Origin of the sequence: Amphritea atlantica (genome assembly GCA_024397875.1) — a bacterium.
Classification (GTDB): domain Bacteria; phylum Pseudomonadota; class Gammaproteobacteria; order Pseudomonadales; family Balneatricaceae; genus Amphritea; species Amphritea atlantica_B.
Genome location: CP073344.1, coordinates 3,348,232 through 3,363,438 on the forward strand (window position 1 = coordinate 3,348,232; position 15,207 = coordinate 3,363,438).

Sequence of the window (15,207 nt, forward strand, 5' to 3'; positions counted from 1 at the left end):
ACCTTATCGGGGTCTTACCCACTTACACTAATTCTTAATGCGGCACCAATTGCCAGCGGTGCCATCACCAATCCGAGCGACAGCATCGCGCCCAGAATGGCAAGATACCCGTCCAGGGGCAACCCCGTCACTGCGCCCTGCACCGCCGCACTGCCAAATATCAGTACCGGGATATAGAGCGGCAACACCAGCAGTGAAATTAACACGCCGCCCTTTCGCAAACCAACGGTCAGCGCGGCACCAATGGCACCGATCAGACTCAGGGTTGGCGTGCCAAGCAACAAACTCAGTACCAACCCCCACATGCCATCTCCTGGCAAAAACAACATAACCCCTAACACCGGCGCCAGGAGTGTCAACGGTAAACCGGTCAGCATCCAGTGCGCCAGTACTTTTGCCAGCACAACCAGATAGAGTGGCTGGGGACTGAGTAAAATCTGTTCCAGTGTTCCATCCTCAAAATCAGAACGGAACAGACTGTCCATCGACAGCAGCGTTGCCAGTAACGCAGCAACCCAGACCACACCCGGCGCCACATCAGCGAGGAAGGTTGGATCAGGGCTGACGCCCAATGGGAACAGAGTTGCGACCATCAAAAAGAAAATCAGCGGGTTCACCAGATCACTTTTCCGCCGGTATGAAAGTAACAGATCCCGCTTCAATGCACCCCAGAAAGGACCATCAACTTTGTATACATGGGCCATCGACTTGTCTGCCGACTGATTAGGCATACTATCGTTCATAAAGTTCCCGCTAATTGATCAAGATTAAGCTTGCGAATCTTGTCCCCCATCACCAGTTCGTGATGGGTCGTCAGAATAACGGTACCGCCCTGTTCTGCATGGGCGGTAATCAGTGCCTCTTTCTCTGCCACCCCGCGCTTATCAATGGCGGTAAAGGGTTCGTCCAGAATCCATAACGGAGCACTGCTGAGATAGAGTCGCGCCAGACTTACACGGCGGTTCTGACCGGCAGAGAGAGTATGACAAGGAACATCCTCATACCCCTTCAAGCCAACTTTAATCAGCGCATTATCCAGCTTACTCAGGTCCATCTCCGGGTGCAAAGACGCATACCACTGCAGATTTTCCCTCGGAGTGAGTACCGCTTTCACGCCGGGCTGATGTCCAAAATAGAGCAATGATTCACGATAACTCTCTGCACAGTTATCCAGATGCTCTCCCTGCCAGTAAATATCGCCTTCAAAATGACGCGATAAACCACTGAGGATACGCAACAACGTGGTTTTACCACTGCCGTTCTGCCCCTCTATCTGGATCACTTCACCTGCATTGACCTCAAAGCTGAGCCCTTCAAACAACACCCGCTCATCCCGCTCGCAGAACAGATTGTCAATTTTCAGTCTTGGTGTGGACAACAGAACACCCTCAAAAAACAAAACAGGCAAACTCGCCTTTATAATTAGCAATACCCGCCGAAAGCAAGGCATTATATACAAAATAAACAGCCGTAGTGCATACCCGGGCCAAAAGAACTATATCTACTATCAAACCGCACAGGAAAACTGATTGTGCTTAACCCACTGAGCATACAAAACCTGCAAACCAGTGCCGGGAAAACACTTTCGGCCGCTGAGCTTGTTCGCACCCTGCCACTGAACTCCCCGACCCGGATAACCATCCAACAGGTCACTCCTGATGCGGTACGCCCCAATCAATTTAAGTTGCAGGTACAGCTCGGCAGTCAGTTATATCAATTGAAAAGTAACCAGTCACTGCCTCCCGGCAGCACTGCCACATTAACCCGTACCCCTGCGGGACAGCTGCTCCTGAGCAGCGCAGCCCCTCAGCCTGCAACCGGACTGCAAGCCCAGACATTTACCCAGCCCGCCACGACCCAGTCACAGCCGATACAGCAAAGCGGAGCCATATCCCCGCCAGGCAATCACCGGACCATCGCCCCTGATCAGCCTCCCATCGTACAAATCAAAGGACGCGATCAACCGAGCCAACAGGAACAGCCCAGCCAGCAACGACCGGGGACTCAGTCATCGCAATCCCCACCAACCGCAACGGCGACGATTCCCCCTCGCTCCCTGACCGGACTAAACCGGTTATTACCGATCAATCAACCGGTACTGGCGACGCTCTCGCTGGCGATAAAAGCCCGTGCGGGTGAGGGAAACCTTATTGCCACTATCAACGGTCGCACGCTCCCCCTGACAACGCCACCGCCGCTGCCCTTTGACGGTAAAGTATTGCTGATCAGGACCGCCAGCGATCAGGTTCAGATACATGCCCTGACATCACCGGCACAGAATCAAAATCTCAATCACAGCATCAGCGACGCGTTACGCTATGTATTACCGGCACAACAGCCGGTAGCCAACAGTCTGATAAAGCTGCAACAACTGAACAGCCGTGCCGGCGGCGAAAAAAGCCCGATAAACAGCATTATCAGTTCACTGATTAACCTGTTCGGGGTAAAAACAGAGTCTGCCACCGCGGGACAACCCGGCGTTCAGCAAAACCTTTTAAATGGCGGTCTGTTCACCGAGCGTAATCTGGCCGATCCCCGCAGTCAGATCCCCGCCGGAGAGATGAAACATCAACTGAACCAGCTATTACAGCAGGCCGACAAGTTACCGGAACAGGCACGACAGCAGCTGCATGAGCTGGTGAAAGGTTTACTGAACCGGGTCACCGGCAATCAGTTGGAAAGCATTCAGAATACCCGGATTAACAGTGATGGCGGCCTGGAGCGTTTTTTTGCCCTGGACCTGCCGGTCAGGAACGGGGAGCGGCTGGATAATGTTGAGCTGAAAATATCAGAGCACCGCAAACAGCTGGCCGAAGATGAGTGGCAACGGCTCTGGCGGGTCCGGCTTCACTTCGACCTTCTGGAGCAGGGCACCATCGATGCGGAACTGTTGCTGGAACAGGAGCATCAGATAACCGCGCATTTCTGGTGCAGCCTCGCGACGACTGCAGAGGAACTGAACGGAAAGTTACCCGACTTTAATCGCCAGTTACACCTTCAGGGCTACAGCATTAATTCGGTTCACTGCAGTCAAGGCGCAGCCCCCAAACCGACCAATCAGGTCGAACAGCTCATCGATGTGATCACCTGAAACGGAGATAATGTGAACAAAAAAACGGAAGAGTATCAGAAAGCGATCGCCCTGAATTACGATCATCAGGGCGCGCCAAAAGTGACGGCCAAAGGTCAGGGCATCATTGCAGAGCAAATTATCCGGCTGGCCCGGGAGCATGATGTACATATTCACGAAAGCCCCGAACTGGTAGAAGTGTTACTGCGTCTGGAACTGGGCGATGAGATACCGGAGAGCCTGTATCGTGCCATTGCCGAAATTATCGCCTTCACCTATAACCTTAATAACGAATAAGCTCACAAGCAGGCGGCGCGCAAAAAGACTCAACAGAAAGAGATAAAGACAGTGCTCAGTTGCGATTATCCGGGGCTGCAATCTCTTTATGCAGCAGCGCCATTAGCTCAGCTTCAGGCCGCCCGATACCACAATTCTTAACCAGATCATCAACATCGGCCCCCATCTCCATCAACCGGGCCGCCTGATTATACGCCAAAACCCCCGGATCACGATTCGCCAGCTCTTGCTGTTTTTCAGCGGTAATATTGAGCTTATTTTCCACATCCATCAACCGGTGTCCCATGCCGATAGAGCTGCTGGTCAGCGCCTGAATCTCATTACGCAGCACATTGATGAGCGCTTCATACTGGCGCTGGTGCTGGTGCAACTGTCGGCGGGCGTTGATTGAATATCCAATCGATACGCATGAAACGATGGCGACCACCGCCAGAGCTAACCAGATCATCTTATCTCCTTACTACTGGCTCAATGTCGTATTCAGTCCATGCAGCAACGCCGGTACATTCACCACGGCACACTGATGTTTCATACAGGTACCCAGTAGCCAGGGTCTGCTTTGCGGATTGTTATTCCAGGTAATCAGGTCTTCCTCAATCTCCTGGGCGCCAATCATGGAATCGATGGTCACGGCCCAGCCAGCGTCCCTGAACTTAACCAGCTCGGTATAGGCCGCTTTATCCGGTTCATACCGTTCAGGTATCACCCACATTCCGGTATCGACGACCCGAACCAGTTTTCCCGATTCGACATAACTCCCCAGAATCCAGTCAGCTTCTGCACTTAACTCGAGGTTCATCGAGCTCAGATCATGAGCTCCCTGCAGGTATTTAACCGGCAGAGCCAGTTTTACACCATACATCTTCACCAACAGACATTGCAGCGGCTCGGAATCAACCTCCAGCGGAGCTTCCGGTGTCATTGCGGGCTCTGGCTCTGGCTCTGGCTCTGGCTCTGGCTCTGGCTCTGGCTCTGGCTCTGGCTCTGGCTCTGGCTCTGGCTCTGGCTCTGGCTCTGGCTCTGGCTCTGGCTCTTCAATAAGTGTGGTCTCTGGCGCTATTCCCGGTAAAGCGGCATCCTGAGGTTCGATAGCCTCTTGCACTAACGACTCAGCAGACGTATCCGTAGCCGGTTCAGGGGGATATTCTGATACCAGCTCATCGACGGCTTCAGATGAAGATTCTAAGACCGGTTCCTGAGTAACAATTGATGCTGGATAAACCACCTCTGGCACGAGTTCCACTGCAGCTTCGGAAACAGGTTCAGGCTGTTTTTCTACTACAGACTCGTGACTGGTTTCAGGCGCAGAGGGGTACACCGCTTGCGGGGCTAATTCAATCGCAGACTGTGACAGGGAATCGGGATCGGGATCGGGATCGGGATCGACAGACTCGGAATAACTTATCTGCATATCCAGCGTTATTTCCAGATCATCCAGCTCGATCTCGTCCATATCCGGCCCGGCTTTCGGCAGTTCCGAAGCGACCAGAGGTGCCTCCATCATATCGTCGGACGCCCCTTCTGAAAGTTCCAGTTCAGCCTCAATACTGTAAGGGCTTTGATCATCTGTCAGCAACGCATCCAGGTATTCTTTCACCAACTGCTGCTGCCGGTTTAACTGCTCTTCACTCATCCTCTGCCCCGCTCCGCCAGGCCGCGTAAAATACGGATATATGCTTGCACACCAGACATCGTCAGATCCAGCTCAGACGGAGTAATTCCTTTAGCACTGGCGGTAATAAATTTACTGTCCACCGGCACCACAGACGCAGCAATATTCTCAGCAAAGCGCTGATGCAACTCGCGTAAGCAGCTTACCGAAGCGGGAATAGTACGATCATAGAACGTCGGAATCAGGGTATAGGTTAACTGCCGTTTTCTCGCCCGGTTGATCATCGTAATGGTTCGCAACATTCGCTCCAGCCCTTTCAACGCCAGAAACTCAGTCTGTACCGGTACCAACAGATGCCCGCAGGCAGCCAGTGCATTGATCATCAGCACACCCAGCACCGGAGGACTGTCAATGACGACATAGTCATAGCGGTCTTTTACCAGCCGTAACGCTTTCGCAACCTGCAGCCCCATGCCCTCCTGGCCAACCGATTTTCGCTCCAGTGTCGCCAGCGCAGTCGTCGCCGGAATCAGATCGATACCGCTGTTTGATGTCGGCATCAGCAACGGCTCAAGCAGTCTCATAGTGACTTCACTACCCGGCTGAAACAGGTCATAGACGCTATTCTCAAGTTCATCCGGATCATATTTAAAATAGCTGGTCATCGAACCATGAGGATCGAGATCCACCAGCAACACGCGCTGGCCCGCATCAGCCAGCAAACCCGCTAAAGTAACTGCGGTTGTGGTTTTTCCCACCCCGCCTTTCTGATTAGCTACCGCCCATACCTGCATTACTGCGGTGACTCCTGAGTCTGCGGAGAACGATTCTCCGGTGACATTAATGTTTCTGTATCCAGCGGCTGAGAAGCGTCCTTACGACGAAATATTATCCGCCCCTGGTCATCTTTAACCGGCTTAATCGACGACTCTGGCAAACCGCTGTCAGTCAAAATACCACTGACAGCATCTTCACTCACCTGCTCACTGCCGAAAGCCGACACTACGCGCTGAGTTTTGCGATCCCGGGTAACCACAATCATTATTCTCCGGTTAATCTGCCGACCACTCTCCGTATCGTTATCGGCATGAGGCTGATACTCGCCAAAACCGACCGCAGCCATCCGCTGCGCCTTCACTCCATTCATCTCCAGAATACGCACAACACCCGCCGCACGCGCCGCTGATAACTCCCAGTTTGAAGGATACTGATCTGAAGAGATAAACTGACTGTCGGTGTACCCCTCTACATGGATCGGGTTATCGTACGGCTCAAGTATTTTAGCGACCCGTTCAAATACAGGATCCGTGGTTATCGCTGGTAATGCACCGCCCTCAGGGTATACAAGGTTTGCTCCCAGTTCCAGAGCAACCCAGAGGTTATTACTCTGAACAGCCACACTGCCGTTACTGATCAGTTTTTTAAACTGCATTTCCATCTGCTCGCCGATCGCTTTCAAAGCAGCGCTGTTTTCCGGGTTGGGCGGGACAATGCTTACTGTAGGGTTTTCCTTAAGGGACTCCCCGCCCTGAAATATACCGATCCCGGCCGGATCACTGTCCGATTTGCCGCCAATAGGCGGACGCAAGGCCCCATCCTGGCCGGAAAACACACCCGCAAATGATTCGGTCACCTGCCGGTATTTCTCTTCATTCACCGAGGAAATAGCATACATTACGACAAAGAAAGCAAATAACAGGGTAATAAAGTCTGCATAGGATATCACCCAGCGCTGTGAATGCAGATCCTGCTCTTCAACTCTGCGCCTGGACATGTTATCCCTCCTGTTCCAGGTATCCCTGCAACCTTAGCTGAATGACCCGGGGATTTTGTCCCTCTGCAATTGAGAGCAATCCCTCCAGCATCATCTCCTGAAAGTAAAACCGCTGAAGGACCATGGCTCGAATTTTATTTGCCATTGGCAGAAATAGCAGATTAGCAATAGCAACACCGTAGATAGTCGCCACAAATGCCGTGGCAATACCCGCTCCCAGATTTTCCGGATCCGCCAGATTTGACATCACATGGATAAGCCCTAAAACGGCGCCGATAATCCCCATCGTTGGCGCATACCCCCCCATGCTTTCCAAAACTTTTGCCGCCTGAAGATCACGATTTTCACGGCTGATCAACTCGGTTTCAAGAGTGGAACGAATGACATCCGGCGTCCGACCATCAACCAGCATCTGCAAACCCTTGCGGATAAAGCTGTCGTGCTGTTCACCGACCTCATCCTCCAGCGCCAACAAACCCTTACGACGGGCAATCACACACCAGTTGACGATGCGATTTATGCCATCATGATAATTCAGCTCATTATTACCAAAGACCCGGCCCGAGAGCCTGATCGCACGGGAGAGCTCAGCCTGTGACGACTGGACAAAGACTGCCGCAAAGGTGCCCCCCACAACAATCAGTAAAGCCGGTAGATTCAGCAGTTCACCGAAACCGCCTCCTGCGAGATAGTTGCCCCCAACTATCGCTATGATTGCCAGTAGTATTCCACTAATACTTACCAGATTCATCAATGTCCCCAGTGTTTAAATAACTGCCGGATACTGTCCAGATTGAGTACGGCATCGGCCAGTTCCGCGTCAATAACCGCCTTGGGCATACCAAAGATAGTACAACTCTCTTTGTCCTGCGCCCAGACCGTCGCGCCAACTGTTTTCAGCAGTCGCGCACCATCACAACCATCTGCGCCCATACCGGTCAGAACCAAAGCAACAGCCCGACGGCCATAACCTTTTGCCACAGAAGCAAAAGTCAGATCGACGCTGGGCTTGTAAGTCATCCGCTCATCACTTTCGCGGATAATCAGTTTTCCCGCATTAGATGGATCGAGAATCATCTGCTGTCCGCCGGGTGCCAGGTAGACATGTCCGGCGATCAACTTATCGCCATTCTCAGCTTCCTTGACCGTTACCGCGCAAAGATCATCAAGGCGCTTTGCAAAGACCGAGGTAAACGCCTTCGGCATATGCTGTGTAATCAGCACCGGCACAGGAAAATCAGCTGGAATCTGCGTCAGAATAAACTGTAAGGCCGCCGGCCCGCCAGTCGAAGAACCAATAGAGACAATGCCGCAGTCCGGAATTCTGACCTTGCCATCCCGCTTAACAAACTGACTGCTACTCTTCGGTTCTGTGAGCTGCGTGGACGGTCTTGTCAGCGCCGCGGTCGATACAGGCGCCCGCAGAGCAGCACCCGGTTTCGCAACAGGCTCGGGCCGGCTGTGCAGCCCCGGACGCGGCTTGCGTCCACCGAGCGCCAGAATTTTTTCCGCCAGAATCTTTTCCACAGCCCCCGCATCTGACTGACCGCTACCCGCAACCCATTCCCGGGCATCTTTTTCCATGTAGTCGGCAGCCCCCAAAGATAATGCTTCAAGGGTGACCGCAGCACTGCGTCGGGTCAGGGTAGACAGCATAACGACCTGACAGGGGTTCTCTGCCATGATCTGTTTCAGCGCGGTGATGCCGTCCATCTCGGGCATCTCCACATCCATAGTGACCACATCCGGGTGCAACAGCTTTACTTTAGCAACGGCTTCTGCACCGTTCTTTGCAGTATCAACAACCTCTATATCAGGATGGTGGGCCAGTATCTGCTTAATACGGTTGCGGAAAAAAACCGAATCATCAACGACTAAAACTCGAACTGCCATACAGTTATCCAGTATAGGTCTGCCGTCCGGACGCTATGCTCAACTGGCATAGGCCTTCAGCAGACTCGGAATATCAACTATCAGAGCGATCCGGCCATCACCCGTAATAGTCGCTCCGGAAAGACCCGGCGTGCCATGCAAAACAGATCCCAGAGGCTTGATAACAACCTCCTCCTGTCCAACTAACTGGTCGACCACAAAAGCAACCTGCATAGTACCAACATTGGTAATCACTACATGGCCATTTTGTGGCAGAGGATCTTTTTCAAAGCCCTTCATCAGCCAGCGTTTCAGATGAAATAGCGGCATCGCTTTATCGCGAACAATAATGACCTGCTGACCATCGACCATATTAATCTGGGTCAGATCAAGATTGAAAATCTCATTAACATTAACCAGTGGCAAGGCGAACGCCTGACTTTCCAGCAACACCATCAGAGTCGGCATGATCGCCAGAGTCAGCGGCACCTGAATTTCAATTCTGGATCCCATCCCCAGAGTAGAATCAACATCCAGCTTACCATTGAGCTGAGATATTTTGGTTTTCACCACATCCATTCCGACACCTCGACCCGAGACGTCAGAGATCTGCTCTTTGGTGGAGAAGCCCGCAGCAAAAATCAGGTTATAACACTCATGATCACTCAGCCGGGCGGCGGCTTCCTGATCCAGCATTCCCCGCTTAACGGCGAGCGCCCGGAGCTTATCCGGATCCATACCGGCACCATCATCTTCGATAATCAGAAGAATGTGATCGCCTTCCTGCTCTGCGGAGAGCAGCACATGACCCTCTCTCGGTTTATCATTCCTTTCGCGAACATCAGGCTCTTCAATACCATGATCGATCGCGTTTCTGACCAGGTGAATCAGTGGATCTGCCAGCGCTTCAACCAGGTTTTTATCCAGATCGGTATCCTCTCCCCGCAGCTCAAGGTTAACCTCTTTATGTAGCTGACGAGAGAGATCACGCACCAGGCGCGGGAAGCGACCAAACACTTTTTTAACCGGCTGCATACGGGTTTTCATCACCGACATCTGCAGGTCAGCGGTCACCATATCGAGGGACCCCAGCGCCTTCGTCATCTCCCCGTCATCCAGCTCGGCTCCCAGACGAACCAGCCGGTTACGCACCAGCACCAGTTCACCCACCATATTCATGATCTGATCCAGCAGACGGGTATCAACCCGGACATTACTTTCCGCAACTGGCTTGTTTTGGGGCTTAGCTGCCGCAGCGGGGTCAGCCGGCGCCTGCGCGACTGCAACCGTAGTATTTGCCGCAGCAAAGGCCCCTTCCCCTTTGGACTGCAGATCATCCAGAAGATGTTCAAATTCATCGTCAGTGATCAGATCACCGCCCACCGATGGGGCCGTCGCTACCGGTTTTAGCGAATCCGCAGCAGGGGCCGCGCGAACAGGACCTCCCAGCAACTGATCAAACTCAGCATCGGCACTATTATCTACTGTGCCAACCTGACTGAGGCCTGGTGCGCCATTGGGCCCATGCAGCTGGTCCAGCAGATCATCAAACTCATCTTCGGTAATCAGGTCGGAAACCGGCGCTGCAGCTGGAACAACCGTACCCCCTGGCGCGCCATTGGGCCCATGCAGCTGGTCCAGCAGATCATCAAACTCATCTTCGGTAATCAGGTCAGATCCGGCGGCTGCATTTCCAACTTTAGAGCTGTCTGCAACATCAAGACCCGATATTAATTTATCAAACTCAGCACTGACCGCCGCATCGCTATGCACTGTAGCAGAAGAACTTACCGCTGCCACAGGAGTAGCCTGACCAGCAGCCATGGCATTTAACCCCGCCAGCAACTGCGGATCAACCGGATCGGGAAACTCCCCCTGCTGCACACACTGAAACATTGAATTTATTGAATCCAGCGCCTGCAACACCAGATCCATCAACTCCGATGAAACCTTAAGTGCATCATTTCGCAGCTGGTCAAACAGATTTTCAGCGCTATGACAGCAATCAACCATCGGGTCGAGCTGAAGAAAGCCGGCTCCCCCTTTAACGGTATGAAAACCACGAAAAATAGCATTTAACAGCTCCCTGTCTTCAGGGTGCTGCTCAAGATCAACCAACTGTTCAGACAGCAGTTCCAAAATCTCCCCGGCTTCAACTAAAAAGTCTTCCAGTATTTCCTGATCAACATTCAAGGACATTTGCTTTACCTTTCAAAAGCCGAGGCTGGAAAGAAGATCGTCAACGTCATCCTGGCTGGATGCGACCTCCCCCTGATTGCGGCCCCTCATTTGAGGGCCTTCTGCTTTTACCACTGACACCCCTTCAGCTTGCTCAGCTTCAGGATCTGACAGATCATTTTGCATCGCCGGGAGTGCGCCAAGGTTATTGACCCTGGCAGCCACTTCCATCAACCCAACCAATTTATCTTCAATATCTGCAACTAACTGAATAACCCGCTTGATCAGCTGTCCGGTAATATCCTGATACTCCTGACCTAGCAAGATACCCGTCAGTCGCTCTTTTAATGCGGCCAGCATTGCGGAATGGCCATCGTCATAACGACAAGCTTTGTTATACAAGGCTTCTAATTGTGGGTGGTCGGATTTAAGTGCCGACAGATCTTCGATCAGCTCCTGACGACGCAGGAACTCTTTTTCAATGAGGCCAACCTGTTGCAACGCCTCATCGACCTCATCAATCGTTTTATGGGCGTTACTCTCCGTCAGCTCAATAACATAGGATAAGCGTTCACTTGCATCAGCTATCGAGGCGATATGTTGTTTCGAGTCCTGCAACAACTCTGTCGAACTGACATCCTCAGTAAAACCGACAATCGCATTATGAACCGCCCGCGTAAGCGTACCCACCTCATGATAGAGTGCCTGATGTCGCATCTCATTCAGTTGCTGAACCAACTCCATCGCATGAGGAAGTTCGCCCCGGCTGAGCAGCTCAACAAGCTGCTCAGCGCGCGCCTGAAGTTCGGCCTCAAAACTGGGCTGATCCCGGTATAAATCAAAGTCAGACATTGACGCCTCCTAGCCTTGAAGGCGTTCAAATATCTTATCGATTTTCTCTTTCAGTACTCCAGCAGTAAAAGGCTTAATGACGTAGCCATTTACACCCGCCTGGGCAGCCTCAATTATCTGCTCGCGTTTTGCCTCAGCCGTAACCATCAGAATTGGGATATGACGCAGTTCAGGATCAGCCCGAACTGTTTTCAAAAGATCGATACCGGACATCTTTGGCATATTCCAGTCGGTAACCAGAAAGTCGATACTCCCGCCTTTCAGAATAGGTAGCGCCGTTGCACCATCATCGGCTTCAACAATATTGCTAAAACCCAGATCCCGCAGCAGATTCTTAATAATCCGGCGCATTGTTGAGAAATCATCTACTACCAGAATTTTCATGTCTTTATTCAAGACAATCCCTCCTAACACTCTCTCTGACGATGAAAAATAACTTCAGGTACTCACTCATCGCCACTCTTTTAAACGGCCACGTAATCGTAATGCCGCCTGACTATGTATCTGACTCACCCGCGATTCACTGACACCAAGCACTTTACCAATCTCTTTAAGGTTCAGTTCCTGGTCGTAATACAGCGACAACACAAGTTTTTCACGTTCGGGAAGCCCCTGTATTTCACGGGCTATCGCCTTGATAAAATCTTTTTGCTCGTACTCTTCAGAAGGATCTGGCTCATTACTGGCGACTCCCTCTCCCGGCCCCTCATCCTGAGGGCCTGTGAGCTTATCAAAGCTGAACAGACGACTCTCCGCCGAATCTTTCAATAATGCATGATATTCAGTCACACTGATATTAAGTTCAGCAGCAACCTCCCCATCTTGGGCATCTCTACCGGTACGCGATTCAATTATCTGAATGGCATCCGATACCCGGCGACCATTCCGGTGAACCGAACGGGGCGTCCAGTCACCGCGCCGAACCTCATCAATAATCGAGCCACGAATACGAATGCCCGCATACGTTTCAAAGCTGGCCCCTTTACTTGCATCATATTTCTTTGCCGCCTCAAGCAGACCAACCATACCCGCCTGAATCAGGTCTTCCAGCACAACATTACTCGGCAGCCTGGCCAGCAAGTGATGAGCAATACGCTTAACCAGCGTACTGTGCTGCTCAATAATCTCCTGACTCGACTGAAACTGAAGCTGGTTATACATAGAGACTATTCGCTACTCTGCTAATTCATTCATGCGCCGGTAATCAGGCGCTCAACAAAAAACTCAAGATGCCCACGAGGACTGGAGGACACCGGCCAGGCATCGACTTTAGTTGCCAGCTGCTTATAGGCTAATGCAGCTTTACTCTGTGGAAACGCTTTTAAAACAGCACGTTGCTGCTTCACGCCCTTTCTGACCGCTTCATCATAAGGGATTGACCCGAGGTATTGAAGGGTTATATCGAGAAACCGGTCCGTAACGGTCAGCAGCTTATTATACATATTCCGCCCTTCCTGCTCTGAACGGACCATGTTCGCCAACACCCTGAAGCGGGTCATTTTATAGTCCCGGTTTAACAGCTTCATCAACGCATAGGCATCGGTTATTGACGTGGGCTCATCACACACCACCACCACGACATCCTGAGCCGCCTTAACAAAACTAACCACCGCCTCCGAAATTCCCGCAGCAGTATCTATTACCAGAATATCCAGATCATCAGCAATCTCACTAAAGGCGTGTATCAGCTCAGAATGTTCGTGTACACTGAGTGACGTCATCGCCTGAGTACCTGATGCAGCAGGCACTATACGCACATTCGTATCCACATCGATCAGCAGATCTTTCAGACCACACTCACCAGACAACACATCGGCGATATTACGTTTCGCCTTAACCCCCAGCAATACATCGACATTCGCAAGCCCGAGATCCGCATCCATCAATACCACCCGATGCCCCATCTCCCCCAGGGCCAGACTCATATTGACCGAGACATTGGTTTTGCCTACGCCACCTTTACCCCCGGTAACAGCGATCACCTTAACCGGCCGGAGACTACTCATTGCGACTTCCCGCATCTGCTAACAAATCAGCTCTCCCAATGCTCATCTTTGGTCACCCGTTCCTGCTGGTGTTCGTGGAATACCCTGCGACTGCGGGTCGCTTTCTGCGCGGTTATTACCGCTCGACTGACCAGATCCTTCTTGTGAGCCACATCAATATCATCCGGCACCCGCTGCCCATCCGTTACATAACTTACTGATAATCCATTTTCCATGACCAGATCCAGCGCTTCACCCAGATTTCCGGACTCATCCAGCTTGCTCAGGACGCAGCCACTCAACCCAAGCGGTGCATAGGTTTCATAAGCGCTCTCAATCACATGCCGCTGACTCGAACAGGATAGCACCAACAGTTTTTTCAACCGTACAGAGACCCCTTCCAGCATATTAAGCTGCGCCTGGGTATGTGGCTCATGGGCATTCATACCGGCGGTATCGATTAAAACCAGGCGTTTACTGCGAAGCGACAGAAGAACCTCGTCCAGGCTATTTTTCTCATCCACAACCCGCACCGGCACATCCAGTATGCGGCCAAACGTCAGCAACTGCTCATGGGCAGCAATCCGGTATGAATCGGTGGTCACCAACGCTACGCTTGAGCTACCGTGCTTCAGCACATAGCGGGCAGCCAGCTTACCGATCGTTGTGGTTTTACCCACGCCTGTCGGTCCCACAAAGGCGATCATCCCACCCCGTTCGACAAAATCCTCGCCCATCACCGGTATCCTGTCACTGAAACGGGTCAGCGCTGAACGCCAGGCATCATCAAGTTCATCATCATCCGCCACCGAAGCTGACAACTGCTGGCTAACCTGCGCGCCCAGCCCGATCCTAGCTAAGCGACGTTCCACCTTAATAACCGCAGAATCCGCATGCTCATGCCGTGGACGCTGCTGCCGATGCGGGAGAGGTTCAGGCTGAACAGGTTGAGGCGGGGGAGAGTAGGTCAGCGGATCATCCGCTTCAGGCTCATGAGGCCGGCTGAGAATACTCTTCAGCGATTCGATCTCCTGCCGGAGCGAATCCATCGTTTCACGTTCATCGTTCTGATGAATCTGATCGATTTCTGGCTTGAACTCATGCTGCTGGCGGGTTGGATCAAGTCTCGGCTGAGCCATTCTTTCGGGACTATGCTGAACATTTGGCGGCTGATTTGCCCGCCCACGCTGACGACGTTTCAGGGTATCTAAAATCTCACTCAGCTCTTCATCATCGCCGTCCAACTGCCGGTTTTTTTGCCGTGGCTCGGGAATACCATCCTGAGCGGTTGCGATCCGGGCCTGCGCTTTGCGCAGCTCCTCGGCCAGATTACTTTGCATCCTGTGCGATTTCTGAGGCGTTTCACTACGGGCATTCTCAACAGCGCGTTTACGCTTAAACTCCTTCTGCGCAGCCTCGTACTCATGCTCATGCGCGGCAACAACTTCAACGCCACCTGCTACACGATGATTTGAGACGATAACAGCATCAGGGCCGATCTCGTCCCTGACTCTCTGCATAGCCTGCCTCATATCCGGAGCAAAAAAGCGTTTAACTTTCATAACCG

The 15,207-nt window shown here is 52.2% G+C and carries 16 protein-coding genes; 2 read left to right on the forward strand and 14 right to left on the reverse strand.

The features are described from left to right. Nucleotides 1-14 precede the first annotated feature (14 nt). Together ccmB and ccmA are read right to left on the reverse strand one after the other, a co-directional pair. Entirely contained in the window at nucleotides 15-704 is a 690-nt protein-coding gene (gene ccmB, locus KDX31_15480; GenBank protein UTW05413.1) for a heme exporter protein CcmB, read from the reverse strand. A 35-nt stretch (nucleotides 705-739) separates the two neighbouring features. Next, the gene (ccmA, locus tag KDX31_15485) at nucleotides 740-1,378 is read right to left on the reverse strand and encodes a cytochrome c biogenesis heme-transporting ATPase CcmA (GenBank protein ID UTW02735.1); all 639 of its coding nucleotides are present in this window, start codon (nucleotides 1,376-1,378) and stop codon (nucleotides 740-742) included. Between the two features lie 153 nt (nucleotides 1,379-1,531). Here ccmA and KDX31_15490 point away from each other — a divergent pair, with 153 nt between their 5' ends. After that, complete coding sequence (locus KDX31_15490) at nucleotides 1,532-3,091, forward strand: flagellar hook-length control protein FliK (protein ID UTW02736.1); 1,560 nt, start codon at nucleotides 1,532-1,534, stop codon at nucleotides 3,089-3,091. 12 nt (nucleotides 3,092-3,103) lie between these two features. Next, nucleotides 3,104-3,367: an EscU/YscU/HrcU family type III secretion system export apparatus switch protein gene (locus KDX31_15495; GenBank protein UTW02737.1), complete on the forward strand. Its 264-nt coding sequence runs from the start codon at nucleotides 3,104-3,106 to the stop codon at nucleotides 3,365-3,367. A 55-nt stretch (nucleotides 3,368-3,422) separates the two neighbouring features. Here the strand turns inward: KDX31_15495 and KDX31_15500 are convergent, their stop codons facing one another. The 12 genes from KDX31_15500 to flhF are packed head-to-tail and all read right to left on the reverse strand — an operon-like array spanning nucleotide 3,423 to nucleotide 15,202. Then, nucleotides 3,423-3,815, reverse strand: coding sequence for a DUF2802 domain-containing protein (locus tag KDX31_15500; protein UTW02738.1), 393 nt, complete (start codon nucleotides 3,813-3,815; stop codon nucleotides 3,423-3,425). Nucleotides 3,816-3,827: 12 nt separating this feature from the next. Then, the gene (locus KDX31_15505) at nucleotides 3,828-5,000 is read right to left on the reverse strand and encodes a chemotaxis protein CheW (GenBank protein ID UTW02739.1); all 1,173 of its coding nucleotides are present in this window, start codon (nucleotides 4,998-5,000) and stop codon (nucleotides 3,828-3,830) included. Continuing rightward, nucleotides 4,997-5,773 (reverse strand): ParA family protein, encoded by a 777-nt coding sequence (locus tag KDX31_15510; GenBank protein UTW02740.1) that lies wholly within the window; start codon nucleotides 5,771-5,773, stop codon nucleotides 4,997-4,999. Before KDX31_15510 ends, KDX31_15505 begins: the two co-directional genes overlap by 4 nt. Further along, complete coding sequence (motD, locus tag KDX31_15515; protein ID UTW02741.1) at nucleotides 5,773-6,753, reverse strand: flagellar motor protein MotD; 981 nt, start codon at nucleotides 6,751-6,753, stop codon at nucleotides 5,773-5,775. The genes KDX31_15510 and motD overlap by 1 nt, the downstream gene beginning before the upstream one ends. A gap of 1 nt (nucleotide 6,754) precedes the next feature. Further along, nucleotides 6,755-7,504, reverse strand: a complete 750-nt coding sequence (locus KDX31_15520; protein UTW02742.1) for a flagellar motor protein — start codon at nucleotides 7,502-7,504, stop codon at nucleotides 6,755-6,757. Further along, complete coding sequence (locus KDX31_15525; GenBank protein ID UTW02743.1) at nucleotides 7,504-8,646, reverse strand: chemotaxis response regulator protein-glutamate methylesterase; 1,143 nt, start codon at nucleotides 8,644-8,646, stop codon at nucleotides 7,504-7,506. The genes KDX31_15520 and KDX31_15525 overlap by 1 nt, the downstream gene beginning before the upstream one ends. 39 nt (nucleotides 8,647-8,685) lie before the next feature. Then, complete coding sequence (locus tag KDX31_15530) at nucleotides 8,686-10,824, reverse strand: chemotaxis protein CheA (GenBank protein UTW02744.1); 2,139 nt, start codon at nucleotides 10,822-10,824, stop codon at nucleotides 8,686-8,688. 12 nt (nucleotides 10,825-10,836) lie between these two features. Then, a complete protein-coding gene (locus KDX31_15535; GenBank protein UTW02745.1) occupies nucleotides 10,837-11,655 on the reverse strand; it encodes a protein phosphatase CheZ in 819 nt (272 codons plus the stop codon). Nucleotides 11,656-11,664: 9 nt separating this feature from the next. Beyond that, the gene (cheY, locus tag KDX31_15540) at nucleotides 11,665-12,051 is read right to left on the reverse strand and encodes a chemotaxis response regulator CheY (GenBank protein UTW02746.1); all 387 of its coding nucleotides are present in this window, start codon (nucleotides 12,049-12,051) and stop codon (nucleotides 11,665-11,667) included. A gap of 54 nt (nucleotides 12,052-12,105) precedes the next feature. Continuing rightward, entirely contained in the window at nucleotides 12,106-12,816 is a 711-nt protein-coding gene (locus KDX31_15545; protein ID UTW02747.1) for an RNA polymerase sigma factor FliA, read from the reverse strand. 29 nt (nucleotides 12,817-12,845) lie between these two features. Then, nucleotides 12,846-13,661: a MinD/ParA family protein gene (locus KDX31_15550; GenBank protein ID UTW02748.1), complete on the reverse strand. Its 816-nt coding sequence runs from the start codon at nucleotides 13,659-13,661 to the stop codon at nucleotides 12,846-12,848. A 26-nt stretch (nucleotides 13,662-13,687) separates the two neighbouring features. Further along, a complete protein-coding gene (gene flhF, locus KDX31_15555) occupies nucleotides 13,688-15,202 on the reverse strand; it encodes a flagellar biosynthesis protein FlhF (GenBank protein ID UTW02749.1) in 1,515 nt (504 codons plus the stop codon). Nucleotides 15,203-15,207: the final 5 nt, after the last annotated feature.

Excerpts from the sequence above, each read along its gene's own strand:
- flhF (UTW02749.1), bottom strand. The coding sequence starts at position 15,202 with ATGAAAGTTAAACGCTTTTTTGCTCCGGATATGAGGCAGGCTATGCAG.
- motD (UTW02741.1), bottom strand. The coding sequence starts at position 6,753 with ATGTCCAGGCGCAGAGTTGAAGAGCAGGATCTGCATTCACAGCGCTGG.
- KDX31_15530 (UTW02744.1), bottom strand. The coding sequence starts at position 10,824 with ATGTCCTTGAATGTTGATCAGGAAATACTGGAAGACTTTTTAGTTGAA.
- KDX31_15520 (UTW02742.1), bottom strand. The coding sequence starts at position 7,504 with ATGAATCTGGTAAGTATTAGTGGAATACTACTGGCAATCATAGCGATA.
- KDX31_15525 (UTW02743.1), bottom strand. The coding sequence starts at position 8,646 with ATGGCAGTTCGAGTTTTAGTCGTTGATGATTCGGTTTTTTTCCGCAAC.
- KDX31_15505 (UTW02739.1), bottom strand. The coding sequence starts at position 5,000 with ATGAGTGAAGAGCAGTTAAACCGGCAGCAGCAGTTGGTGAAAGAATAC.
- ccmB (UTW05413.1), bottom strand. The coding sequence starts at position 704 with ATGGCCCATGTATACAAAGTTGATGGTCCTTTCTGGGGTGCATTGAAG.
- KDX31_15510 (UTW02740.1), bottom strand. The coding sequence starts at position 5,773 with ATGCAGGTATGGGCGGTAGCTAATCAGAAAGGCGGGGTGGGAAAAACC.
- KDX31_15535 (UTW02745.1), bottom strand. The coding sequence starts at position 11,655 with ATGTCTGACTTTGATTTATACCGGGATCAGCCCAGTTTTGAGGCCGAA.
- KDX31_15550 (UTW02748.1), bottom strand. The coding sequence starts at position 13,661 with ATGAGTAGTCTCCGGCCGGTTAAGGTGATCGCTGTTACCGGGGGTAAA.
- KDX31_15545 (UTW02747.1), bottom strand. The coding sequence starts at position 12,816 with ATGTATAACCAGCTTCAGTTTCAGTCGAGTCAGGAGATTATTGAGCAG.
- KDX31_15500 (UTW02738.1), bottom strand. The coding sequence starts at position 3,815 with ATGATCTGGTTAGCTCTGGCGGTGGTCGCCATCGTTTCATGCGTATCG.